Annotated in this window: 23 protein-coding genes and 1 pseudogene; 14 read left to right on the top strand and 10 right to left on the bottom strand. The window is 67.3% G+C overall.

Going from position 1 to position 21,620, the window contains the following annotated elements:
• Positions 1–96: 96 nt before the first annotated feature.
• Entirely contained in the window at positions 97–399 is a 303-nt protein-coding gene (locus tag CEX87_RS01820; protein ID WP_064350907.1) for a DUF4193 domain-containing protein, read from the top strand.
• A 17-nt stretch (positions 400–416) separates the two neighbouring features.
• On the opposite strand, the gene CEX87_RS01825 is transcribed toward CEX87_RS01820, so the two are convergent.
• A complete protein-coding gene (locus CEX87_RS01825; protein WP_094285828.1) occupies positions 417–893 on the bottom strand; it encodes a DUF3093 domain-containing protein in 477 nt (158 codons plus the stop codon).
• Between the two features lie 25 nt (positions 894–918).
• Here CEX87_RS01825 and dut point away from each other — a divergent pair, with 25 nt between their 5' ends.
• A complete protein-coding gene (dut, locus tag CEX87_RS01830; protein WP_066841417.1) occupies positions 919–1,383 on the top strand; it encodes a dUTP diphosphatase in 465 nt (154 codons plus the stop codon).
• Position 1,384: 1 nt separating this feature from the next.
• Positions 1,385–2,161, top strand: coding sequence for a DUF3710 domain-containing protein (locus tag CEX87_RS01835; protein WP_094285714.1), 777 nt, complete (start codon positions 1,385–1,387; stop codon positions 2,159–2,161).
• Between the two features lie 85 nt (positions 2,162–2,246).
• On the opposite strand, the gene CEX87_RS01840 is transcribed toward CEX87_RS01835, so the two are convergent.
• Positions 2,247–2,945 (bottom strand): serine aminopeptidase domain-containing protein, encoded by a 699-nt coding sequence (locus CEX87_RS01840; protein ID WP_064395306.1) that lies wholly within the window; start codon positions 2,943–2,945, stop codon positions 2,247–2,249.
• A gap of 135 nt (positions 2,946–3,080) precedes the next feature.
• Here CEX87_RS01840 and CEX87_RS01845 point away from each other — a divergent pair, with 135 nt between their 5' ends.
• Positions 3,081–3,452: an OB-fold nucleic acid binding domain-containing protein gene (locus tag CEX87_RS01845; protein WP_064395307.1), complete on the top strand. Its 372-nt coding sequence runs from the start codon at positions 3,081–3,083 to the stop codon at positions 3,450–3,452.
• Positions 3,449–4,132 (top strand): DUF3159 domain-containing protein, encoded by a 684-nt coding sequence (locus CEX87_RS01850; RefSeq protein ID WP_198957135.1) that lies wholly within the window; start codon positions 3,449–3,451, stop codon positions 4,130–4,132. The genes CEX87_RS01845 and CEX87_RS01850 overlap by 4 nt, the downstream gene beginning before the upstream one ends.
• 2 nt (positions 4,133–4,134) lie before the next feature.
• Here the strand turns inward: CEX87_RS01850 and CEX87_RS01855 are convergent, their stop codons facing one another.
• Positions 4,135–4,800: a potassium channel family protein gene (locus tag CEX87_RS01855; protein WP_094285716.1), complete on the bottom strand. Its 666-nt coding sequence runs from the start codon at positions 4,798–4,800 to the stop codon at positions 4,135–4,137.
• On the bottom strand, positions 4,797–5,468 hold the full coding sequence (locus CEX87_RS01860) for a potassium channel family protein (protein ID WP_082961556.1): 672 nt from the start codon (positions 5,466–5,468) through the stop codon (positions 4,797–4,799). The genes CEX87_RS01855 and CEX87_RS01860 overlap by 4 nt, the downstream gene beginning before the upstream one ends.
• Positions 5,469–5,553: 85 nt before the next feature.
• On the opposite strand from CEX87_RS01860, the gene CEX87_RS01865 reads away from it, so the two are divergent.
• Genes CEX87_RS01865 through CEX87_RS01875 form a run of 3 tightly spaced genes read left to right on the top strand, consistent with a single transcriptional unit; the run spans position 5,554 to position 9,266 of the window.
• Positions 5,554–7,548 (top strand): APC family permease, encoded by a 1,995-nt coding sequence (locus tag CEX87_RS01865; protein WP_066809147.1) that lies wholly within the window; start codon positions 5,554–5,556, stop codon positions 7,546–7,548.
• Entirely contained in the window at positions 7,545–8,768 is a 1,224-nt protein-coding gene (locus CEX87_RS01870) for a class I SAM-dependent RNA methyltransferase (RefSeq protein WP_064417015.1), read from the top strand. The genes CEX87_RS01865 and CEX87_RS01870 overlap by 4 nt, the downstream gene beginning before the upstream one ends.
• An 18-nt stretch (positions 8,769–8,786) precedes the next feature.
• The gene (locus tag CEX87_RS01875) at positions 8,787–9,266 is read left to right on the top strand and encodes an MSMEG_6728 family protein (protein WP_066809144.1); all 480 of its coding nucleotides are present in this window, start codon (positions 8,787–8,789) and stop codon (positions 9,264–9,266) included.
• Positions 9,267–9,268: 2 nt separating this feature from the next.
• On the opposite strand, the gene CEX87_RS01880 is transcribed toward CEX87_RS01875, so the two are convergent.
• Positions 9,269–9,730, bottom strand: a complete 462-nt coding sequence (locus CEX87_RS01880) for an SRPBCC family protein (protein WP_066809142.1) — start codon at positions 9,728–9,730, stop codon at positions 9,269–9,271.
• Entirely contained in the window at positions 9,730–10,131 is a 402-nt protein-coding gene (locus CEX87_RS01885) for a GbsR/MarR family transcriptional regulator (RefSeq protein WP_083997617.1), read from the bottom strand. Before CEX87_RS01885 ends, CEX87_RS01880 begins: the two co-directional genes overlap by 1 nt.
• A gap of 179 nt (positions 10,132–10,310) precedes the next feature.
• Between CEX87_RS01885 and CEX87_RS01890 the strand changes: the two are divergent.
• From CEX87_RS01890 to CEX87_RS01900, 3 genes and pseudogenes are all read left to right on the top strand, one after another.
• Positions 10,311–11,216: pseudogene (locus tag CEX87_RS01890) on the top strand (ABC transporter ATP-binding protein).
• A complete protein-coding gene (locus CEX87_RS01895; RefSeq protein ID WP_064395315.1) occupies positions 11,213–11,926 on the top strand; it encodes a fluoroquinolone export ABC transporter permease subunit in 714 nt (237 codons plus the stop codon). Before CEX87_RS01890 ends, CEX87_RS01895 begins: the two are co-directional and overlap by 4 nt.
• Entirely contained in the window at positions 11,926–12,681 is a 756-nt protein-coding gene (locus CEX87_RS01900; RefSeq protein ID WP_064395316.1) for a hypothetical protein, read from the top strand. Before CEX87_RS01895 ends, CEX87_RS01900 begins: the two co-directional genes overlap by 1 nt.
• Positions 12,682–12,710: 29 nt before the next feature.
• Here CEX87_RS01900 and CEX87_RS01905 read toward each other — a convergent pair whose 3' ends face one another.
• On the bottom strand, positions 12,711–14,342 hold the full coding sequence (locus CEX87_RS01905) for a polyketide antibiotic transporter (protein ID WP_094285718.1): 1,632 nt from the start codon (positions 14,340–14,342) through the stop codon (positions 12,711–12,713).
• Entirely contained in the window at positions 14,339–15,262 is a 924-nt protein-coding gene (locus CEX87_RS01910; RefSeq protein ID WP_064417021.1) for an ABC transporter ATP-binding protein, read from the bottom strand. The genes CEX87_RS01905 and CEX87_RS01910 overlap by 4 nt, the downstream gene beginning before the upstream one ends.
• 220 nt (positions 15,263–15,482) lie before the next feature.
• Between CEX87_RS01910 and nhaA the strand changes: the two genes are divergently transcribed.
• From nhaA to CEX87_RS01925, 3 genes are read left to right on the top strand one after another with little or no spacing between them, the layout of a single operon-like run.
• Positions 15,483–16,796, top strand: coding sequence for a Na+/H+ antiporter NhaA (gene nhaA / locus CEX87_RS01915; protein WP_094285832.1), 1,314 nt, complete (start codon positions 15,483–15,485; stop codon positions 16,794–16,796).
• A 28-nt stretch (positions 16,797–16,824) separates the two neighbouring features.
• Positions 16,825–18,738 (top strand): 1-deoxy-D-xylulose-5-phosphate synthase, encoded by a 1,914-nt coding sequence (gene dxs / locus CEX87_RS01920; RefSeq protein ID WP_064426014.1) that lies wholly within the window; start codon positions 16,825–16,827, stop codon positions 18,736–18,738.
• Positions 18,739–18,781: 43 nt separating this feature from the next.
• Positions 18,782–19,696: an alpha/beta fold hydrolase gene (locus CEX87_RS01925; RefSeq protein ID WP_064417025.1), complete on the top strand. Its 915-nt coding sequence runs from the start codon at positions 18,782–18,784 to the stop codon at positions 19,694–19,696.
• Here the strand turns inward: CEX87_RS01925 and CEX87_RS01930 are convergent.
• Both CEX87_RS01930 and CEX87_RS01935 read right to left on the bottom strand, forming a co-directional pair.
• A complete protein-coding gene (locus tag CEX87_RS01930; protein ID WP_094285720.1) occupies positions 19,693–20,991 on the bottom strand; it encodes an HRDC domain-containing protein in 1,299 nt (432 codons plus the stop codon). The genes CEX87_RS01925 and CEX87_RS01930 overlap by 4 nt on opposite strands.
• 2 nt (positions 20,992–20,993) lie before the next feature.
• Positions 20,994–21,530 carry a DUF3000 domain-containing protein gene (locus CEX87_RS01935; protein WP_231744895.1) on the bottom strand — a complete coding sequence of 179 codons (537 nt, stop codon included), beginning with the start codon at positions 21,528–21,530 and terminating at the stop codon, positions 20,994–20,996.
• Positions 21,531–21,620 lie beyond the last annotated feature (90 nt).

Raw genomic sequence — 21,620 nt, forward strand, 5'->3', positions numbered from 1 at the left:
GTGCAACGGGTACTCATACGGGCACGAATCGTTTGGCGGATGCGTTCGACGCTGGTACAAAGCTCTGCTGCACAAGGTTTATTCGGAGGGGACACGATGGCTACCGATTACGACGCCCCACGGCGCACCGAGACCGATGACGTCTCGGAAGATTCGCTCGAAGAGTTGAAGGCGCGGCGTAACGAGGCCCAGTCGGCGGTCGTCGACGTCGACGAGTCGGAGTCCGCCGAGTCCTTCGAATTGCCCGGCGCCGACCTGTCCGGCGAAGAGCTGTCGGTACGCGTGGTCCCCAAGCAGGCCGACGAGTTCACCTGCTCGAGCTGCTTCCTTGTCCACCACCGCAGCCGTCTGGCCAGCGAGAAGAACGGCATGATGATCTGTTCGGACTGCGCTGCCTGACAGCGCTGCCGAGCGGTTCAACTGTTCAGCGCCGCCAGCACCCTCTCCGGCTGACGGCAACTGACCAGCCAATACGGCGTCGGATCGTCCGGATCGTCGAGCACCACCAGAACCATCGGGCCCACCCACGCCCGATGAACGACGTAGGCGGCCGGATCCAGTTGGCGCCCCAGCGCCGCGGACTTCGCGCTGCGCGGCACCTTGGCCGACCGGGTGATCACGTTGGCGGGCAGATGCGCGGGACCAGCCCACAGCTCGGTGCCACCGGGCCCGCTGACGACCCGCACCTCCGTACGGCCCAGCCATAACAAGACGACGGCGGCGACAGGCAACAGCACTGCGTACGGCAACCATTCGAGTATGCCGGGAATGCCCATGTTGATCTCGAGCGCGATGAGCGCCGCGAGACCCAGACCGGGCGGCCACCACCACCACGGGACCCAGAGCCGCTCGCGGTAGCGAACGGATTGCGTCGTGGCGCGCGTGTCGGACACGCGGCCAAGAGTAATCTCTGACGTCGTGCCCACTTCTCTGGCGGTCGTGCGCCTCGATCCCGATCTGCCGATGCCCAGCCGCGCCCATGACGGCGATGCGGGCGTCGACCTCTTCAGCGCGCTCGACGTCGAACTGGCACCCGGTGAGCGCGCGCTGGTTCCGACGGGTATCGCCGTGGCGATCCCGCACGGGATGGTCGGACTGGTGCATCCCCGCTCGGGTTTGGCTGCCCGCGTAGGGCTTTCGATCGTCAACAGCCCGGGCACCATCGACGCCGGCTACCGCGGCGAGATCAAGGTTTCGCTGATCAACCTCGATCCGCAGGCACCGATCGTCGTGAACCGCGGGGACCGCATCGCTCAGTTGCTGGTCCAGCGGGTAGAACTGCCCGAGCTGGTCGAGGTCACGTCTTTCGACGAGGCTGGTCTCGGTGAAAGCACCCGTGGCGTAGGTGGCCACGGTTCCTCCGGCGGACATGCGAGTTTGTGAAATGGCATTCGGTAAACGCAAAGACAACGAGATCGACGATGTCGACGATGTCGCCGGGCAGGCGACGGCCGACGCGATCGACGACGAACTGGAAGGCCCGTTCGACATCGAGGACTTCGACGACGCCGAGACGGCCGCCGCCGGCCGGCTGGATCTGGGCTCGGTCCTGATCCCCTTGCCCGCGGGTGGTCAGGTCCAGGTCGAGCTGACGCCGCAGGGCGTGCCCAGCGCGATATGGGTCGTCACTCCGCACGGCCGGTTCACCGTTGCCGCGTACGCCGCTCCTAAGAGCAGCGGCCTGTGGCGCGAGATCGCCGCAGAACTCGCCGACTCGCTGCGCAAGGACGGCGCCCAGGTGTCGATCAAGGACGGGCCGTGGGGTCGCGAGGTCGTCGGCGTGGCCGCCGCGCAGCAGGGCCAGGCAGCGCAGCAGGGGCAACCCGGTGTGGTGCGCTTCATCGGCGTCGACGGTTACCGGTGGATGATCCGCTGCGTCGTCAACGGCCCGCAGGAACACATCGACACACTGGCCGCCGAAGCGCGAGAAGCATTGGCCGACACCGTTGTTCGTCGCGGAGAGACTCCGCTGCCGGTACGCACGCCGCTGGCGGTCGAGCTGCCGGAGCCGATGGCGAACCAGCTGCGCGAGGCCGCCGCGGCGCAGCAGGCCGCACAGCAGGCGCAACAAGACCAGCAGCCCGGTCAGCAGGCACCGGTCGCGCGCCGCAGCGAACAAGGATCGGCGATGCAGCAGTTGCGGACGATCACCGGCGGCTGATTCGCCGTATTGCCTTAAGGGGTTGCTTCCACGCACCAGGTGCGTGCTATCCACCGGTTAACGCGTGCCACGCCTGACCCCGCCGTCAGGCCTCCAGTAGGGCGGCCACGCACGCGGCTCCCAGCACCGCCGGATCGGCGCCGAATTCGTCGAGCGTGACGGTCCGCAGCGCCGCCTGCGGTGCCGCGGTCACCCATTCGGCGGCCACCTCGATCGGATGCACGGGATCGTCGCTGGCGGCCGCGACGCCCAGCGGGACGGCCAACCGCGCCAATTCGGCGCGGGTGGGTGCGACGTAATTCGCCGCCTCCTCCATCGCCTCCGGCAGGGCCGGCCATTGCCCGAGCCACGACCGGGTCAGCTCATCGCCCAGCCACCGCGGGCTCGACGCCCGCATCGCCGCGCTGGTGGCCGCGAGCCCGTCGCGGCGCAGCAGTTCGGCGGAGTGACGCGCGGCGGCCGCCGCGGGTGCGTGCTGCGGGGAGCCGCTCCACGCCGGAAGTGCCGCGAGCACCGCAACCGTCCGGCCCGGATGCGCCAGCGCCCACGCCGTGGCGACCGCCGCGCCGATCGACACGCCGCCGACGGCGATGGGTCCGCTGCGCGCGGCGTCGTCGAGTGCGTCCCGGTAACCGGCGACGAGCCGGTGCGGCTGAGGCGCCGGTGTGACGAGCGTCGCACCCTGGGCGTGCAAAGCGGCGGAAAACGCCCGGTAGACGAAGTCGTCGTCGGATCCGGTGCCCGGTAGCAGCACCGTCGTGACGCCGCGCAGAGAGACCGTCATGACCTGATCGTGCCTTGGTCGAAATGCGCCCGGCGTGGCGAGGTGACCCCACGTGGCATCTCGTAACTCACAGGGTTAACGTGGCGATTACTTGGGTAGGTCCAAGGTGCATCTGCGGATAGGTCAGGAGAGGCCATGGCAACGGCCGAAGGGTATCTGCGCCGGCTCACGCGACGGTTGACAGACGACCCCGAGCAACTCGACGTCGAAGAGCTCAGCGACGAAGCCGCCTCGACCGGCGCCCAGAGAGCGATCGACTGCGAACGCGGTCAGGAAGTGACGATGATCGGCACCCTGCGCAGCGTCGAATGCAACGGCAAGGCATGCGCCGGCGGCGTGAAGGCCGAGCTGTTCGACGGCACCGATTCGGTGATGCTGGTCTGGCTCGGCCAGCGCCGGATCCCGGGTATCGAATCGGGGCGCACCCTCAAGGTGCACGGCCGCGTCGGCAAGCTCGACAACGGCGCCAAGGCCATCTACAACCCGCACTACGAGATCCAGAAGTGAGCGACCCCGGAACCGAACCGGGGCAGCCGAGAACCCAGCAGTCGACGAAGGCCAACGCCGTCCTCGACCAGATGGGCGGGGTCAGCGGTCTGATCTACTCGACGTTGCCGGTGGTGGCGTTCGTTCCGATCTCCCAGACCGTCGGGCTCATCCCCGCGATCGTCGCCGCGCTCGGTGTGGCTGGCATCATCCTCGCGTGGCGGCTCGCTCGGCGGGAGTCGGCGCAGCCCGCGATCTCCGGCTTCTTCGGTGTCGGGATCTGCGCGTTGATCGCCTACGTGATGGGGGAGTCGAAAGGCTACTTCCTGCTTGGTATTTGGACATCGCTGTTCTGGGCCGCGGTGTTCACCGTGTCGGTGGTGATTCGCCGGCCCGTCGTCGGTTATGTCTGGGGCTGGGTCAACGGACACGGCCGGGACTGGCGCGGGGTACGCAGGGCGGTGACGGCGTTCGACGTCGCGACGCTGTTCTGGGCGGCGGTGTTCGCCTCCCGCTTCATCGTCCAGCGGCATCTCTACGACGCCGACCAGACCGGGTGGCTGGGTGTCGCGCGAATCTCGATGGGCTGGCCGTTGACGGCGGTCGCGGCGGTGGTGACCTATCTGGCGATCCGGACCGCGCAGAAAGCCATCAACGCGCGCGAGTCCCTCGACGAAGCCAACGCCCCGACTGGAGGCTGAATTCAGCGCAGCTGCGGGTGCAGCAACAGGTCCTGTAACGGGTCTTCGGCCTCGGCGACGGCCACGAACAGCAACTCGTCGCCACCCTCGAGCGGTTCGTCCGACTCGGGCACGATCACGCGCGGGCCACGCAGGATCGCCACCAGCGTGCAGTCGCGGGGCAGTTCGAGGCGCTTGACCGGCTTGCCGCCCCAGGGAGTGTCGTCGGGCAGTGTGATCTCGACGAGGTTGGCCTGCCCCTTGCGGAACTCCATCAGCCGCACCAGGTCGCCGACCGCAACCGCCTCCTCCACGAGGGAGGCCAGCATGCGCGGCGTGGACACCGCCACGTCGACGCCCCAGCTCTCGTCGAACAACCACTCGTTGCGCGGGTCGTTGACGCGGGCGACCACCCGCGGCACGGCGAACTCGGTCTTGGCCAGGAGGCTGACCACGACGTTGACCTTGTCGTCGCCGGTGGCCGCGATCACCACGTCGAACTGCTCGAGTTGGACGGATTCGAGCAGGGTCAGCTCGCAGGCGTCGCCCAGCCGCCACTGCGCCGAAGGTATCGCGTCGACGTCGATGTGGTCGGGATTGCGTTCCAGCAGCGTCACTTCGTGGGTGTCGACCAGCTCACGGGCGATGGACCGGCCGACGGCGCCGGCCCCGGCGATGGCGACCTTCATCCCTCGAGATCCTCGCTCGGTGGCAGGGCCGCGATGGCCAGAGCCTCGGCGATATGGCCGGCGATCGCGGCCATGAACACCTGGTCGCTGGCCTGGATGACGGTCTTCGCATCGGGCAGCAGTCCGGCGCCGAACCGGATCAGGAACGCCACCCGGCCGCCGGTGGCCGTCTCGAGGTCGGTGATGCGGCGGCCCACCCACGCCTCGTGCAGCGCCAGTTCGGTGACACCGACGTTGCCGGTGGGGTCGCGCCACTTGGTGGTTTCGGTCTCGCGGGTCAGCACATTGAGCAGACGGTCGGTCGTCCAGGGCACGGTGGCCACCGTCGGGATGCCCAGCCGTTCGTAGACCGCGGCACGCTTGGCGTCGTAGATCCGGGCGACCACACGCTCGACACCGAAGGTCTCGCGGGCGACACGCGCGGAGATGATGTTCGAATTGTCACCCGAGGACACGGCGGCGAACGCGCCGGCCTCTTCGATGCCCGCCCGCAGCAGCACGTCGCGGTCGAAGCCCATGCCGAGCACCCGCTCCCCGTTGAACTCGGGTGAGAGCCGGTGAAATGCCGTGCCGTCGCGGTCGATGACCGCGACGTCGTGGCCGATCCGGGAGAGGCTGTCCGAGAGCAACGCGCCTACCCGGCCGCAGCCCATCACCACTACACGCACTCCACGGTCCTTTCTGTCGAACCCGTGCAGTCGAACGCTACAGCTTTCCGACGGGCAATTGCTGCTGGGCTTAGTCTTGGCACTCGTGTCCAAGCTATCCAGGTTCGCGCGGCGGGTGGTCCTCGGCAGGCCGTTTCGCAGCGACAGGATTTCGCACACTCTGCTGCCGAAGCGGATAGCCCTTCCCGTCTTCGCTTCCGATGCCCTGTCGTCGGTGGCCTACGCGCCCGAAGAGATCTTCCTGGTGCTGTCGGTCGCCGGCCTGGCCGCCTACTCGATGACGCCGTGGATCGGCCTGGCAGTGGCCGGGGTCATGGTGATCGTCATCGCCAGCTACCGGCAGAACGTGCATGCCTATCCGTCCGGGGGCGGAGATTACGAGGTGGTCACCACCAACCTCGGGCCGACGGCCGGCCTGACCGTGGCGAGCGCGCTATTGGTCGATTACGTGCTCACGGTCGCGGTGTCGATGTCTTCGGCGATGTCGAACATCGGCTCGGCCGTGCCGTTCGTCAACCAGCACAAGGTGCTGTTCGCGGTGATCGCGATTCTGCTGATGGCGGCGATCAACCTGCGCGGCATCAGGGAGTCCGGAACCGCTTTCGCGATCCCGACGTACGCATTCATGGTCGGGATGTTCATCATGCTCGGCTGGGGCTTCTTCCAAATCTATGTGCTCGACGAACCGTTGCAGGCCGAATCAGCGGGTTTCGAGATGCATTCCGAACACGGGGAGATCCTCGGCTTCGCGCTGGTTTTCCTTGTGGCACGGGCATTCTCGTCTGGCAGTGCGGCGCTGACGGGTGTGGAGGCGGTCAGCAACGGGGTGCCGGCGTTCCGCAAGCCGAAGTCGCGCAACGCCGCGACCACCCTGGCGCTACTCGGTCTGTTCGCGGTCACCCTGTTCATGGGCATCATCATGTTGGCCAAGGCAACCGGAGTGAAGATCGCGGAGCGACCGCACGAACAACTCGTCGGGGCTCCGGCGGACTACCACCAGAAGACGCTGATCGCGCAGTTGGCCGACGCGGTCTTCCACGACTTCAGCGTCGGGCTCTTCCTGATCGCCGGTGTCACGGCGCTGATTTTGTTGCTGGCTGCCAACACGGCGTTCAACGGGTTTCCCGTACTCGGCGACATCCTGGCGCAGGACCGGTACCTGCCGCGCCAACTGCACACGCGCGGAGACAGGCTCGCGTTCTCCAACGGAATCCTGTTCCTGGCGTTCGCCGCGATCGCGTTCGTCGTGGCATTCCGCGCCGAGGTCACCGCGCTGATCCAGCTCTACATCGTCGGGGTCTTCGTGGCATTCACGCTCAGCCAGATTGGCATGGTGCGGCACTGGACGCGGATGCTGCGCACCGAAACCGAGCCGATGTTCCGGCGCAAGATGATCCGTTCTCGCGTGATCAACGCGATCGGTTGCGCCTGCACCGCCACGGTGCTCGTGATCGTCGTGGTATCGAAATTCGTTGCCGGAGCCTGGATCGCGATCCTGGCGATGGGCCTTCTGTTCGGGATGATGAAGCTGATCCGCCGGCACTACGACACAGTCGCGCGCGAGCTCGAGGAGCAGGCCGCCGCTGCGAGTGACATGGTGCTGCCCAGCCGCAACCACGCGATCGTGTTGGTGTCCAAACTGCATCTGCCCACGATGCGCGCGCTGGCCTATGCCAGGGCCATTCGCCCCGACACGCTGGAAGCCATCACGGTCAGCGTCGACGAAGGCGAGACTCGTGCCCTGATGGACAAGTGGGAGGACAGCGATATCAGCGTTCCGCTGAAAGTAATCGCCTCGCCGTACCGCGAGGTCACCCGGCCGGTCCTCGAGTACGTCAAGCGGATCAGCAGGGAGTCGCCGCGCACCGTCGTCACGGTGTTCATCCCTGAGTACGTCGTGGGCCACTGGTGGGAACAGTTGCTTCACAACCAGAGTGCGTTGAGGCTCAAGGGTCGCTTGCTGTTCGAACCGAACGTGATGGTGACATCGGTGCCGTGGCAACTGAGTTCCTCGGAGCGGCTCAAGACGCTTCAGCCACAGTCGGCTCCCGGCGACGCGCGCAGGGGATTCCTGGAGTGACCGGTGTCGTCGCGGCTGTGCCGTCGGAACTGACGGTGACCGCCGGGCCGCCCGCCAACGGCGGCAGCTGTGTAGCGCGTGACGACGGCCGCGTCGTGTTCGTCCGCTACGCGCTGCCCGGCGAGCGGGTCAGGGTCCGGGTGGTCGCCGATCGTGGGAAGTATCTGCACGCCGACACCGTCGAGGTCATCGAACCGTCGGCAGACCGTATCGCATCGATCTGCCCGATCGCGGGTGCGGACGGCGCCGGCTGCTGCGATATGTCGTTTGCCGAGCCTGCGGCGGTCCGCAGACTCAAGGGCGCCGTCGTCGCCAACCAGTTGATGCGGTTGGGCGGGTATCACTGGCGCGACGAAGCCGACGCCGCCGCCGACCCGGTCGGGGACGTGGGCGCAACCGGGTGGCGGACGCGGGTTCGGTTGGACACCACCGCCGCAGGGGAACCCGGATTCCACCGGTTCCACAGCCCCGAGCTGATCACCGACTTGAACTGCGCGCAGCTGCCCGAAGGAATGGTCGACGGGCTGGCCGAGCGGGCCTGGCCGCCGGGCGCGCACCTGCACGTCGCGATCGACGACGAGGGCACGCGCCACGTCGTGCAGTCCGGACCCAAGTCGGGGCCCAAGGGCAGGGCCGCCACGCAGGTGATCGAGGGTGACTACGAAGCCGTCCAGCGGGTCGCGGGCCGGACGTGGCGGGTGCCCGTGACCGCCTTCTGGCAGTCGCATCGGGACGCGGCGCGGCTATACAGCGAGTTGGTGGCCGGCTGGGCGCAGCTGAGCCCCGGGATGACGGCGTGGGATTTGTACGGCGGGGCAGGAGTATTCGCGGCCGTGCTCGCCGAAGCGGTCGGGGAGACAGGCAAGGTCGTCACGGTGGACACCTCGCGGGGAGCATCGCGGGCGGCGCGCGCCGCGCTGGGCGACATGAGATGGGTGTCGGTGGTCACCGACTCGGTACGCCGAGCGGTTGCCGCCCAGCGGACGCGGGCCGATGTCGCGGTGCTCGATCCGCCGCGGACGGGAGCCGGTCGCGAGGTGATCGACCTGCTGGCGGCCGCCGGGGTACCACGCGTCATCCATATCGGTTGTGAGGCGGCGTCGTTCGCGCGCGATGTTGGTCTCTACCGCGGACACGGATACACGGTCGAGGAGTTGCGTGTCTTCGACTCGTTCCCGCTCACGCACCACGTCGAGTGCGTGGCGGTGTTGAGCCGCTAAACGGGTATCCGGCGGGGGATGCAGACGTTTTTACCCTGCCCGGGTTTCGACGACACCGCCAGCGTCCTCGACACGAAGCGGCTCGGCAAGCAGCGGGTCGAGACCATCCAAGTGGTTCGCGCGCTGACCGTGCCGGGCTATGGCTGGCGTCATCACCCCGCAGCGGCGATGTGGGCCGGCTACGAGGAAGCCCTGGTCCGCTACGGGCTCGACATCTGCGCCGCATGGTGCCGGCTGGGCCACGCCGACACGTGTGCGACCACCATGGTCTCCGACCTGACCCGCACGACCGGCATCGCCACCCCGCGTACCCAGGACGAGTTGGCCGCGGCGGGGGAGGTGCCGCCGTGGCTGGGCGATCCGGAATTTCACCGCAGCCACCAGTCGGTGCTGGTGCGCAAGGACCCGCAGCACTACCGCACGTTTTTCCCCGATGTTCCCGACGACCTGGACTACGTCTGGCCGGGTTCCGACCGTCCGCGACGTATCGCGATCTGACGTCAGCGGCTGAAGTACCGGGCCAGTCGGCGCTGGCGGTGCCCGAACAGCGCCCCGACAGCAGCCGCGATGGCGGGTGTCAGCACTCGCAGCGGGGTCCGCAGTTCGAAGGTGAGCCGGTCGCGCACCACGGTTCGCCCTTCGCCCACCGGTTCGAGCGTGCGTTCGTGCCGCCACAGCCGCATGCTCAACATCGTCGATTCCTCAAGAAACCCACGGCCGGGCCACAATTCGGCGATCGTCAGATGGTCGTAGTCAAAGGGCAGCACCCCGAATAGCCGCATCCAGCAGCGCCCGACGGGCTCGCCGACGGGAATGGTCTCGACGGTGAGATTCTTGCGACCTCGCGGCATCGACATGGTCATCCACGGCCGCAACTCGTCGTTGATGCCCTCGGGCGTGACGATGCGCTCCCAAACCTGCTCGGCCGACGCATCGATGGCCCTCTGTCGTTCGACGATCATTACGCTCCAGCATCCGATCGTGCGCGCCAGCGATCAAGGACGGCCGGGATCTCCTGCATCAGAAACACGTAAAAATCGCGCATCTGGGTGATCCGGTGCCGCGACAGCGTGCCCTCCTCGGTGGCGGCGATACCGGCCTCGGCCGCCACCAGGACGCTGGACAGTGCTTCGTTGTGTTTGGTGTATTGCACCGCCCACGCGTCGTCGCGAAGGCGGAAATGGTCGCGCCGGCTACCGGGTGCCGGTGCCCGCTCCACCACACCGACTGCGACGAGCATTTTCAGTGCACCGGAGATAGCGCCAGAACTAGCCTGCAGCTGCTCGGCGAGTTCTCCCATCGACATCGCGGGTTGCTCGGTGAACACGAGCGCCGCAAGGACGCGCGCTGTCATGCGTTGCATCCCATGGGTGGACAGCACGCTCGCCAATTCTTCGGCGGCGGCGCGTCCCTCGGGCTTGCCGTCCAACAAACTCTCCGATTCAGAGACTTCAGTAATTTCTGAAAACTCAGTATAGTGACGGGCGGCGTTCCGGGAAGTCTGGTCGGAGATCGATATCCGGCTACCTGGAAGGCGCGGGAATGCAGAGCGTTGCGTCGACAGCAGTGCGCCCGCCAGCCGCTACCGAAGTGATTCGGGTGCGCGGGCTGACGTTCACCTATCCGAAATCCTCCACTCCCGCGGTGCGGGGGATGGACTTCAGCGTCGCCCGGGGCGAGATTCTCGGATTCCTCGGTCCGAGCGGCGCAGGAAAGTCCACGACGCAGAAGCTGCTCATCGGACTGCTCCGCGGTCACGGCGGCGAGGCAACCGTGTTCGGAAGAGATCCCGCCGCCTGGGGCGCGGACTACTACGAGCGCATCGGGGTGTCGTTCGAGCTGCCGAACCACTACCAGAAGCTCACCGGACTGGAGAACCTGCGGTTCTTCGCGTCGTTATACGGGGTCGACACCATCGACCCGATGTAACTCCTTGCCGCGGTCGGATTGGCCGATGCCGCCGACACGCGAGTCGCCAACTACTCCAAGGGCATGCAGATGCGGCTGACGTTCATCCGCGCGCTGCTCAACGATCCCGAGCTCTTGTTCCTCGACGAACCGACGTCGGGGTTGGACCCGGTCAACGCCCGAAAGGTCAAGGACATGGTCCTCGACCTGAAGGCACGCGGCCGCACAGTCTTTCTGACCACGCATGACATGCGCGTCGCCGACGAGCTCTGTGACCGGGTTGCCTTCGTGGTCGACGGCCGGATCGTCGCCATGGATACGCCGGCCGAATTGAAGATCGCACGCAGTCAACGGCGCGTGCGAGTGGAGTATCGGGGCAACGACGGGGCGCTGCGGGCGGCCGAATTCGGGATGGACGGCCTGGCAGACGATTCCGCGTTCCACGCGGTGTTGCGCGACCACCACGTCGAAACCATTCATAGCCGGGAGGCGACGCTCGACGATGTGTTCGTCGAGGCCACCGGAAGGCAACTGACATGAGCAGGCTGGCGAGCGCACTGCATCTGGAGATCACACTGCAGATTCGGCAGAAGTTCCTGTACGCGGCCGTCTTCTCCGGCTTGATATGGCTTGCGGTGCTGCTGCCGATGCCGCACCGGCTGCGTCAGATGGCGGAGCCCTATGTCCTTCTGGGAGACATCGCGATCATCGGGTTCTTCTTCGTCGGCGGATCGGTGTTCTTCGAGAAGCAGGAACGAACCTTGAGCGCGGTCATCTCAACACCGCTTCGGTTCTGGGAGTACTTGACCGCGAAACTCGTCGTGCTGCTGACTATTTCACTGCTGGTGGCACTCACGGTAGTCTCCATTGCGCACGGCTTCGCGTACCGCCCCGCACCTATGATCGTCGGCGTGTTGCTCGGCACGTTGCTGATGCTGCTGGTCGGCTTCATCACGTCGTTGCCGTTCACTTCCGTCAGCGATTGGTTCATGTCGGCGACGGTTCCGCTGGCGGTCATGACGGGTCTTCCGGTACTGCATTTCTCGGAGGTGTGGTCCACGCCGATTCTGTATCTCGTTCCCACCCTGGGACCGCTGTTGTTACTGGGCGAGGCGTTCGACCAGGTGTCGCTGGCGCCATGGCAACTGGCGTATGCGTTGCTCTATCCCGTGCTGTCCGTTGTCATGCTGAGCTACCTGGCGAAGGCGTTGTTCGGCCGATACGTCATCGCGAAGTCGGGAGGATTGTGATGTCTACTTTGGCCAGGGCTCACGGCAGTGCTCTGGCGGCTTTTGGCCGCAACGATATTCGCGGTACGTACCGTGATCCCCTGCTCGTGATGATCGTCGTAGCTCCGGTCATCTGGACGGTGGGTGTTCGCGTCCTGACACCTCTTTTCACCGAGATGCTCGCCGCACGTTACGACTTCGACCTGGTACCGTACTACCCGCTGGTGTTGACCGCCTTCCTCTTGCTGACGAGCATCATCATCGCGGGAGGACTGGCTGCGTTCCTGGTGCTCGACGAGGTCGATGCGGAAACGTTGGTCGCTCTTCGGGTGACCCCCGTGCCGTTGTCGACGTTCTTCGCCTACCGCGCGGGCACAGTGCTGGGGGTGACGACGGTCTACGTCGTGACGACACTGTCGTTCAGCGGACTGCTCGAACCCGGACTCCTACCCGCCCTGGTGCCGATCGGACTGCTCGCCGGGCTCTCCGCGATCGTCACGATGCTCCTGATACTCGCGTTGGCGAGCAACAAGATCCAGGGCATCGCGATGGTCCGCGCGCTGGGCATGCTGATCGCCGGCCTGCCGTGCCTGCCGTGGTTCATCGATTCGGCGTGGGCACTGGCTTTCGGCATATTGCCGCCGTTCTGGGCGGCGAAGGCCTTCTGGCTGGCCAGCGACGGTGCCATGTGGTGGCCGTACTTCGTCGGCGGTGTCGTGTACAACGCCGCGATCGCCTGGCCGCTGTTCAAGCGCTTCGTCGCCAAGAACACCTGAGGCGCATCGCGCGCAAACGGGTGCAATCCTCAGGACACCAGGTCGCGGCGGTGGTACCCGGCCACCCCAACCACTGTGAAAACTGCTGCCACGGCGAGAATCACGCCCAACGCCTGCCAATCCGGCGCAGCCAAGGGTACCGCCCTCACATGGACGAACGGCGAGCCGTCCCGCACCCATTGGGGCGCGTGCGCAGTTTCGGCGACGACATCGACTAGGAAGCCGCCCACCACGGGCACTGCGCCGACGGCGATGACCGCTGACGGCAACCACCCGGCGCCCAGAACTGCCGCTCCCATCGCGAGCAGGGCGATCGGCGCGGTGTTCAGCGCGCCCGCGAGCGCATCAAAGTGGCCGAGCGGAGCGCCCGTCGCCGCGGCCCCGACGGTGATACCGACTGCCGCGGTGACGTGCAGTGCGACAACGCCTGCCGCTACCACCACCACTTCGGCGCCCAGCAGGCCGGCGCGCGAAACGGGGGAGGTGAAAAGGATGGTCCAGCGGCGCGCCTGCTCGTCGGCGACGAACGCGCCGAGGCGGGTGGCGGCGTACATCCCTGTCGCCACCGCCGAGAGACTGAACAATGCCGCGGCGAAACCTTCCGCTGAGTTCAAGCCCGCGAAGCCGGCGCTGGCGGCCAGCGTGGCGAAACGCGGGTTCTGCTCGAAGAATTCGAGGATGGACGCGATCGTCGCCCCGATGATCACGAAGTAGGTCGCGATCGCGGCGGCCCAGCCCAGCGTCGGCCGCATGGCACGGCGCATTGCGAACAGGTGTATCGAGCCGAGCAGCCTCGTGCGCGGCGGACGACTGCCGGAAACCGCCAGTAGTCCGCTTCCCAGGTCCCGCGATTTGGCCATGGACACGGCGGCAGCCCCCAGCATGACCGGGTAGCAGGCCAACACGGCCAGCGGTGCGATCCTGTTGTCGGCAAAAGGCGCCACCCGCGCGATGAGCCCGAATGGGCTGACCCAGGCCAACCCCGCCAAGGCCGCGAAGGCGTCCGACATCATCCGCACCAGAAGGGCAGTGCCGAGGAGCGCCACCGCCAAGCCCACCGCCGACGCTCTGCTCGGCATCAACTGGCCCGCCGCGAACCCCACCGCGGCGAATGTCGAAGTCACGCCGAGAAATCCGCCGGCGTAGAGGGTGGCGCCGAGGGGAGTGGTGCCTGCGGCCAGCATCGCACCCCAGACTGCTGTGCTGATCAGCAGAGCGCTGCCTGTCAACGCGAGTACGCAACTCAGTAGCGCATCGGAGGTGCGAAGGGCGCCGGCCAACAGGACGTCCCACCGTCCGGCGTCCTCCTCGCCGCGGGTGATGCGGACAGCGGCCAGCATGATCCACACGCCGGCTATCACCAGCAGCGGAGTGCCCGTTCGCCAGACGGTGAATCCGCCCGCGTCATCCAATGCCAGCGGCGTGCCGAAAAGCACCCGGATAGCGGGATTCTCGGCGAGTGCTCGAAGAGCATCCTGGCTCAACTCGGCCTGAAACGTCGATTGATACTGTGCGGCGACGAGGAACGACATTCCTGCGGCCACCGCCGCCACGATCAGCGTGCCGCGGCGAATCTGGCGGACGGCGAGCCCGATGGCCGCTCGTGTCGGCGACGGACGTGCGGCGGCGGCATGCCTGGTGACAACCGTGCCCGCGGTCATCGCGACAGCTCCCCGTAGTAGTCGAGGAAGATCTCCTCCAGATTCGGCTCACGCATTGCGACGGCGGTGATCTCGACGGCGGCGAGGGCGCGCAAGGCGGCCGTCGGCGAGCCGGACATGTTGAATCGCAACCGGTTCGCGCCGAGCCACTCGACGTCGGTGACACCCGGCAGGTCGGTGAGCAGTGGTGCGACGTCGCGGTACGACACCTCGACCACCGTTCGGCGCAGCCGCCGCAGGTCGGCGATCGTGTCGATCTCGACGAGTCGGCCCGAGCGAAGGATGGCCACCCGGTCGCACACCGCTTCCACCTCCGTGAGTTGATGCGAGCTCAGGAAGACCGTTTGTCCACGCTGTCTCGCCTCTTGGATGCAGCGCCTGAACTCGAGCTCCATCAACGGATCCAGGCCACTGGTCGGTTCGTCGAGGATCAGCAATGGTGCCCGCGTCGCGAACGCCGCGACGATCGCCACCTTCTGCCGGTTGCCCGTGGAATAGGCCTTGGCCGGCCGGTCGAGATCCAGCGCGAAACGCTCGACCAACTCGGCCCGGTACTCGAGGTCGACCGGTGGACCCACATTCGCCATCAATTCGAGGATTTCCGCCCCGGTCAGGGACGGCCAGAGACTGACGTCGGCGGGCACATACGCGAGACATCGGTGGGCTCGACGTACGTCAGCGGCGTCGCTGCCGAGAACGGATACCCGCCCGGCATCGGGCCGGATGAGGCCGAGCATCATGCGAATGGTCGTCGACTTGCCGGCGCCGTTGGGGCCGAGGAAGCCGAATACCTCACCACTCTGCACCGTCAGGTCGAGGTCATCTACCGCGACGATCCGCCCGAAACTTTTGGTCAGGCCATCGATGTGAATAGCGGGCTGAAATTGCGCGCGCGTCGGCGCGTGCGGCATGTCGTGCATCGGGTCCCTTTCCGAAGTCGGCAAAATCGATAGCCGACCAGGCTTCCCGGCGCACCTGTGGAGAAATCTACTCGCGGACCGTTCCGCGCACCAGACCCGGCGTGGCGCGTCCCCCGAATCGGTGGCATAGGGTTGAGCCCAAGGTGTGCCGGGAAGTCTGGTCGGCGATTCTTTGTCGACCGCTAGCCACAGATCGGGACCCACCGTGACCGCCAACCCAATGCGCCGCTTCGGACGGCGGACGCTGTTCTCCCGCGGATCATGGTCCGAGACCAGCCGGGTGACCTCGATCCTGCGCCGGGAGACCGTCGGAGGCGCGATCCTGCTGGTGGCTGCGGCCGTCGCGCTCCTGTGGGCGAACTCGCCGTGGTCAGAGAGCTACTTCGCCCTGCGCGACCTGAAGGTCGGCGGCGAACCGTTCGGCCTGCACCTGGACCTCGCGCTCGGTACCTGGGCGGCCGACGGATTGTTGGCCCTGTTCTTCTTTGTCGTCGGACTCGAGCTCAAGCGCGAGTTCGTCGCAGGGGACCTGCGTGACCCCGCCCGCGCGGCGCTGCCCATCGCCGCCGCCGTCGGCGGAATGGTGGCGCCTGCCCTGATCTTCGTCGCGGTGACCGCTCATGTCGGCGACGGAGCCCTACGGGGTTGGGCGATCCCGACCGCGACCGACATCGCGTTCGCCGTCGCGGTGCTGGCGGTCATCTCCACGCACCTGCCCTCGGCCCTGCGCACGTTCCTGTTGACGCTGGCTGTCGTCGACGACCTTCTTGCGGTGCTGGTGATCGCCGTCTTCTACACCGAGGGCATCAACTGGGTCGCGCTGTTGGCGGCCCTGGCGCCGCTGGCACTTTTCGCGCTGTGCGTGCAGCGCCGCATCCGGTCGTGGTGGCTGTTGGTTCCGCTCGCGCTGGCCACCTGGGCGCTGATGCACGAGTCGGGTATCCACGCCACCGTGGCCGGTGTGCTGCTCGGCTTCACCGTGCCGGTCGTGCGTTCGCAGGCGGCGGGCGGGCCGGAGGCCGGGCCGGGGCTGGCCGAACACTTCGAACACCGCTTGCGCCCGCTGTCGGCGGGTTTCGCGGTCCCGGTGTTCGCCTTCTTCGCCGCTGGGGTGAGCATCGGCGGCTACACGGGGTTCGCCGAGGCGATGACCGACCCGATCGCGCTCGGCATCGTGTTGGGTCTGGTGGTCGGGAAACCGGTCGGCATCTTCCTGACCACGCGGGTGCTGGCGTCGGTCACCCGGGCCGATCTGGACTCCGCGATCCGGTGGATCGACGTGCTCGGCCTCGCCATGCTGGCGGGTATCGGATTCACCGTGTCCCTGCTCATCGGCGACCTCGCGTACGGCATCGGATCCGAACGTGACGATTTCGTGAAGATCGGGGTGCTGACCGGATCGCTGGCCTCGGCTGCCCTGGCCGCGGTGCTGTTACGGCTTCGGAACAGGCGTTATCGGGCCATCCACGAACAGGAAACTGCCGATTACGACCACGACGGTGTGCCCGACATCTACCAAGCTCGACAGGACTGACTACGACGGCCGTGCGTAGACTGAACGAATGCTTGAACAGATCCGCGGGCCCGCAGATCTGCAGCACCTGACGCAGTCGCAACTGAGCGATCTAGCACGTGAGATCCGCGAATTCCTGATCCACAAGGTGGCTGCCACCGGCGGGCATCTCGGCCCGAACCTCGGCGTCGTCGAGCTGACGCTCGCGCTGCACCGGGTGTTCGATTCGCCACACGATCCGATCATCTTCGACACCGGACACCAGTCCTACGTGCACAAGATGCTGACGGGCCGCAGCCACGAGTTCGACACCCTGCGCAAGAAGGGCGGCTTGTCCGGCTATCCCTCCCGCGAGGAGAGCGAACACGACTGGGTGGAGTCCAGCCATGCCAGCTCGGCGCTGTCCTATGCCGACGGGCTGGCCAAGGCGTTCGAGCTGTCCGGACACCGCAATCGCCATGTGGTCGCCGTCGTCGGTGACGGCGCGCTGACCGGCGGTATGTGCTGGGAGGCGCTGAACAACATCGCCGCGGCGCGACGGCCGGTGGTGATCGTCGTCAACGACAACGGCCGCAGCTACGCGCCGACGATCGGCGGGTTCGCCGAACACCTGGCCGGCCTGCGGCTGCAGCCCGGCTACGAACGCGTGCTCGAGGAGGGCCGCAAGGCGGTGCGCGGCGTCCCGGTCATCGGCGAGGTCTGCTACCAGTGCATGCACTCCATCAAGGCCGGCATCAAAGATGCGTTGGCGCCGCAGGTGATGTTCACCGACCTGGGACTGAAGTATGTCGGGCCCATCGATGGCCATGACGAGCACGCCGTCGAGGTCGCTCTGCGCCGGGCGCGGGGCTTCAACATGCCGGTGATCGTGCACGTCGTAACCCGCAAGGGCATGGGCTACGCGCCCGCGGAGAACGACGAGGCCGACCAGATGCACGCGTGCGGTGTCATCGACCCCGAGACCGGGCTGGCGACGTCGGTCCCCGGCCCCGGTTGGACGTCGACGTTCTCCGAGGCGCTGATCGGCTATGCAGCACGCCGCCGCGACGTGGTCGCGATCACCGCTGCGATGCCAGGCCCGACGGGTCTGACGGCATTCCGCCAGCGCTTCCCGGACCGGTTCTTCGACGTCGGCATCGCCGAACAGCACGCGATGACGTCGGCGGCCGGGCTGGCGATGGGCGGCCTGCATCCGGTCGTCGCGGTCTACTCGACCTTCCTGAACCGCGCGTTCGACCAGGTCATGATGGATGTGGCATTGCACAAGCTGCCGGTGACGATGGTGTTGGACCGCTCGGGCATCACCGGCCCCGACGGCGCCAGCCACAACGGCATGTGGGACCTCTCGATACTGGGCATCGTGCCCGGCATGCGGGTGGCCGCACCGCGGGACGGCGTCCGGCTGCGGGAGGAACTCGGCGAGGCGCTCGACGTCAACGACGGTCCCACCGCCATCCGGTTCCCGAAAGGCGATGTCGGCGAGGATATTCCGGCTGTCGAACGGCGTGACGGCGTCGACGTGCTGGCCGTGCCGGCCGACGGGCTCACCGGCGACGTGCTGTTGGTGGCGGTCGGGCCGTTCGCGTCGATGGCGTTGGCGGTCGCCGAGCTCCTGCGCAACCAGGGCATCGGTGTGACGGTCGTCGACCCGCGCTGGGTGCTGCCGGTGCCCGAGCCGGTCACCGCCCTGGCCCGCGAACACAAGCTCGTCGTCACGCTCGAGGACAACGGCGTCAACGGCGGCGTCGGGTCTGCGGTGTCGGCGGCGTTGCGCCGCGCCGAGATCGACGTGCCGTGCCGCGACGTCGGCCTGCCGCAGGAGTTTTTCGCTCAGGCGTCCCGGGGCGAGGTACTCGCCGAAGTCGGCTTGACCGATCGCACCGTGGCCCGCCAGATCACCGGCTGGGTCGCGGCTCAGGGCGCCGCCGTCAGCGAAGCCGAGGTCAGCGAGCAGCTCGACTAGCGCCCCATCCCGCGTGCGTCAGCAATCCGGTTAGGCTGCGGCGATGGATGCCGAGTTGGAGCGCTGGAAGGCCGCGGGTCGCTACTTCGATTACCTGGGCTTCGAGATCTTCTATCGGATCGACGGCCCGCCGCTGGGTGAGTCGCCGCCGCTGCTGGCCATTCATGGCTATCCGTTCAACTCGTCGGACTGGTCACTGATGTGGCCGACGCTGACCGATCGCTTCACCGTCATCGCACCGGACATGATCGGCATGGGCTTCTCGGCGAAACCCGTCGCCTACGAATACTCGGTTCTCGATCATGCCGACGTCCACGAGGCGCTGCTGGAGCACCTGAACGTCGGCCAATGTCACGTGCTGGCGCACGATCTCGGCGATTCGGTCGGCCAAGAACTCCTGGCCCGCAGCGAGTTCGGCAAGCAGTCGTACGGGTCGGTGCGTTATCAGTCGATCACCTGGCTCAACGGTGGGCTGTTCAACGAGGCCTACACTCCGCGCACCATGCAGAAGCTCATGTCGGGAACTCCGCTGGGCGACTTGATGAGTCCTCTGCAGGGACGCAGTTCGCTGTCGCGAAAGATGCTCGAGCGAACACTCGACGAACTGTTCGGGCCGAACACGAAGCCCTCACGCGAGCTGATGGACCGCTTTCATCAGATTCTCGAATACAACGACGGTAAGCGCGTGCTGCACAAGGTCGGTCGATTCCTGGGCGACCGGTACACGCACCGCAACCGATGGGTGCGCGCCATGCGCCGAACCACGGTTCCCATGCGCCTGATCGACGGACCCGTCGACCCGAACTCCGGGGCACACATGGCGCGCCGGTACGCCGAAGTGATCCCCGACGCCGACGTGGTGATGCTCGCCGACGACATCGGACACTGGCCGCAACTCGAGGCTCCCGAGGAAGTGTTGCGCCACTTCCTGATTCACATCGAGAAGGTGACCGCCTAGCCTCCGGCGGATCCCTGCTCGGCGAGCGCAGCGTCGGCCTTGGTCAGCGCCTCGGCCAGCGGAGGCACCGTCAACTCGCGTTGCCATGGCCGCGCGCCCGCGTCACGCAGAAACGACTCGATCACGTTCGTCCGGTCATCGACCGGCTCCCAGTCCCAACACAACCGGCGCACGGTATCGGGGGAGAGCAGATTCTCGGTGGGCACGGAAACCCGTTGCGACACATCGGTGAGCGCGGCGCGCACCGCGTCCAGTCGAGCGGCGGCTTCGGGTTTGCGCCTGGCCCACCGGGACGCGGGCGGAGGACCGTTCGGCGGCTCCTGCGATGTCGGCAGGTCCTGCGTGGTGCGGGCCCGGGCGAGCGCGTCGAGCCAGACCTTGGCGCTGCGACGCTGCCGGTTGCCGCCGAATATCGGCAGCGCCGTCAACTTCTCGACGGTGTCGGGGTCGGTGGTCGCGGCGTTGATGATGGCCGAGTCCGGCAGGATCCGGCCCGGCGCGATGTCGCGGCGCTGCGCGATGTGGTCTCGGGTGGTCCACAGTTCGCGCACGGCGGCCAGCGCGCGGGCGTCGCGGATCTTGTGGATGCCGGACGTGCGTCGCCAGCGGTCCCGGCGGGTCGGTGTCGCCTCGAACTTCCTGAGGTGCTCGAATTCCTGTGCGGCCCACTCGGTTTTGCCCTGTTCCTCGAGTACCGCCGCGACCGCGTCGCGCAGGTCGACGAGCACCTCCACATCGAGAGCGGCGTAGTTGAGCCATTCGTCGGGCAGCGGCCGCTTGGACCAGTCGGCGGCGCCGTGGCCCTTCGTGAGCTGCAGGCCCAGCAGCCGCTGCACGATCGCGGCGAGGTTGACCTTGTCGTAGCCGGCGAGTCGGCCCGCCAGCTCCGTGTCGTACAAACGGACCGGCCGGATGCCGAGTTCGGCCAGACACGGCAGATCCTGGTCGGCGGCGTGCAGCACCCATTCGTTTGTGGCCAGCACCTCTGCCACGGGGGCCAGCGCTTCGAGCGGATCGGCGCCGTGGCTCACCGGGTCGATCAACACGGTGCCGGCGCCGTCGCGTCGGATCTGGACGAGGTAGGCGCGGTTGGAGTAGCGGAACCCCGAGGCGCGCTCGGCGTCGACCGCGAATGGGCCGTTGCCGGACGCCAGCAACTCGGCGGCCTTGCGGATCTCACTGACACTGGTCGACAGTGCGGGGACGCCGTCGCGGGGCACCAGCAGCGGCGTCGCCTCCGGCTCGGCCTCTTCGGGCGCGGCCGCCTGCGGGATGGCCTCGTCGGGATCGGGCATCGTCAAGCGCGGGTGCGCGAGCCGAGGTCGGTGACGCCCTGCGGCGGCAGCCCGGCGGCGTGCTCGAGCACCTCACAGAACGCCTCGACGTGCGGGCCCAACTCCAGCGTCGTCGCCGTCCAGGAGGCACGCAGTTCCAACTGGTGGGCCCGGGGCGGGCCGGAGATGTCGCCGTAGCGCACCGACGTGGTGGCGGTGACGGTGCCGCCCAGGGCGGTGACGTGCTCGGCGCGCTCGGCAAGGGCGTCGACGAGCCAGCTCCACGCGACTTCGGGCAGCAGCGGGTCGACGGCTTCGCTGGAGTCCAGATCGGCCTGGATGTAGGCGACCAGGCGCATCGTGCCGTCCCAGGCGTCGGCGCCCTCGGGGTCGTGCAGCAGGATCAGGCGGCCGAACGCGTCACCTTCGGAGCGCTCCGGCACGATCGCCGTCTCGGGATGGCGGACCTCTGCGCCCAGCGCATAGCTGAACGGTGCCAGCCGCTGCGGCGGGCGGATCGGGCCGAGCTCGATCTCCGGGCGGACGGTGGTGGCATTCATCGCCGCCACCGCTTCACGGAACTGAGCCGGTTCGGCGGTGGTCACGACGTTTGACGCTAGACCATTCGAGCAGGTCTGTGCGCGTGGCGC

This window comes from Mycobacterium lehmannii (assembly GCF_002245535.1).
Classification (GTDB): domain Bacteria; phylum Actinomycetota; class Actinomycetes; order Mycobacteriales; family Mycobacteriaceae; genus Mycobacterium; species Mycobacterium lehmannii.

Bases quoted from the DNA above. Each gene is read 5' to 3' on its own strand.
- CEX87_RS01835 (WP_094285714.1), top strand. From the start codon at position 1,385: ATGGCATTCGGTAAACGCAAAGACAACGAGATCGACGATGTCGACGAT.
- CEX87_RS01820 (WP_064350907.1), top strand. From the start codon at position 97: ATGGCTACCGATTACGACGCCCCACGGCGCACCGAGACCGATGACGTC.
- CEX87_RS01885 (WP_083997617.1), bottom strand. From the start codon at position 10,131: ATGCAACGCATGACAGCGCGCGTCCTTGCGGCGCTCGTGTTCACCGAG.
- CEX87_RS01935 (WP_231744895.1), bottom strand. From the start codon at position 21,530: ATGAATGCCACCACCGTCCGCCCGGAGATCGAGCTCGGCCCGATCCGC.
- CEX87_RS01900 (WP_064395316.1), top strand. From the start codon at position 11,926: ATGTCTACTTTGGCCAGGGCTCACGGCAGTGCTCTGGCGGCTTTTGGC.
- CEX87_RS01845 (WP_064395307.1), top strand. From the start codon at position 3,081: ATGGCAACGGCCGAAGGGTATCTGCGCCGGCTCACGCGACGGTTGACA.
- CEX87_RS01840 (WP_064395306.1), bottom strand. From the start codon at position 2,945: ATGACGGTCTCTCTGCGCGGCGTCACGACGGTGCTGCTACCGGGCACC.
- CEX87_RS01880 (WP_066809142.1), bottom strand. From the start codon at position 9,730: ATGATCGTCGAACGACAGAGGGCCATCGATGCGTCGGCCGAGCAGGTT.
- CEX87_RS01930 (WP_094285720.1), bottom strand. From the start codon at position 20,991: ATGCCCGATCCCGACGAGGCCATCCCGCAGGCGGCCGCGCCCGAAGAG.
- CEX87_RS01910 (WP_064417021.1), bottom strand. From the start codon at position 15,262: ATGCACGACATGCCGCACGCGCCGACGCGCGCGCAATTTCAGCCCGCT.
- CEX87_RS01855 (WP_094285716.1), bottom strand. From the start codon at position 4,800: ATGAAGGTCGCCATCGCCGGGGCCGGCGCCGTCGGCCGGTCCATCGCC.
- CEX87_RS01875 (WP_066809144.1), top strand. From the start codon at position 8,787: ATGCAGACGTTTTTACCCTGCCCGGGTTTCGACGACACCGCCAGCGTC.
- CEX87_RS01905 (WP_094285718.1), bottom strand. From the start codon at position 14,342: ATGACCGCGGGCACGGTTGTCACCAGGCATGCCGCCGCCGCACGTCCG.
- dxs (WP_064426014.1), top strand. From the start codon at position 16,825: ATGCTTGAACAGATCCGCGGGCCCGCAGATCTGCAGCACCTGACGCAG.
- nhaA (WP_094285832.1), top strand. From the start codon at position 15,483: ATGCGCCGCTTCGGACGGCGGACGCTGTTCTCCCGCGGATCATGGTCC.
- CEX87_RS01895 (WP_064395315.1), top strand. From the start codon at position 11,213: ATGAGCAGGCTGGCGAGCGCACTGCATCTGGAGATCACACTGCAGATT.
- CEX87_RS01925 (WP_064417025.1), top strand. From the start codon at position 18,782: ATGGATGCCGAGTTGGAGCGCTGGAAGGCCGCGGGTCGCTACTTCGAT.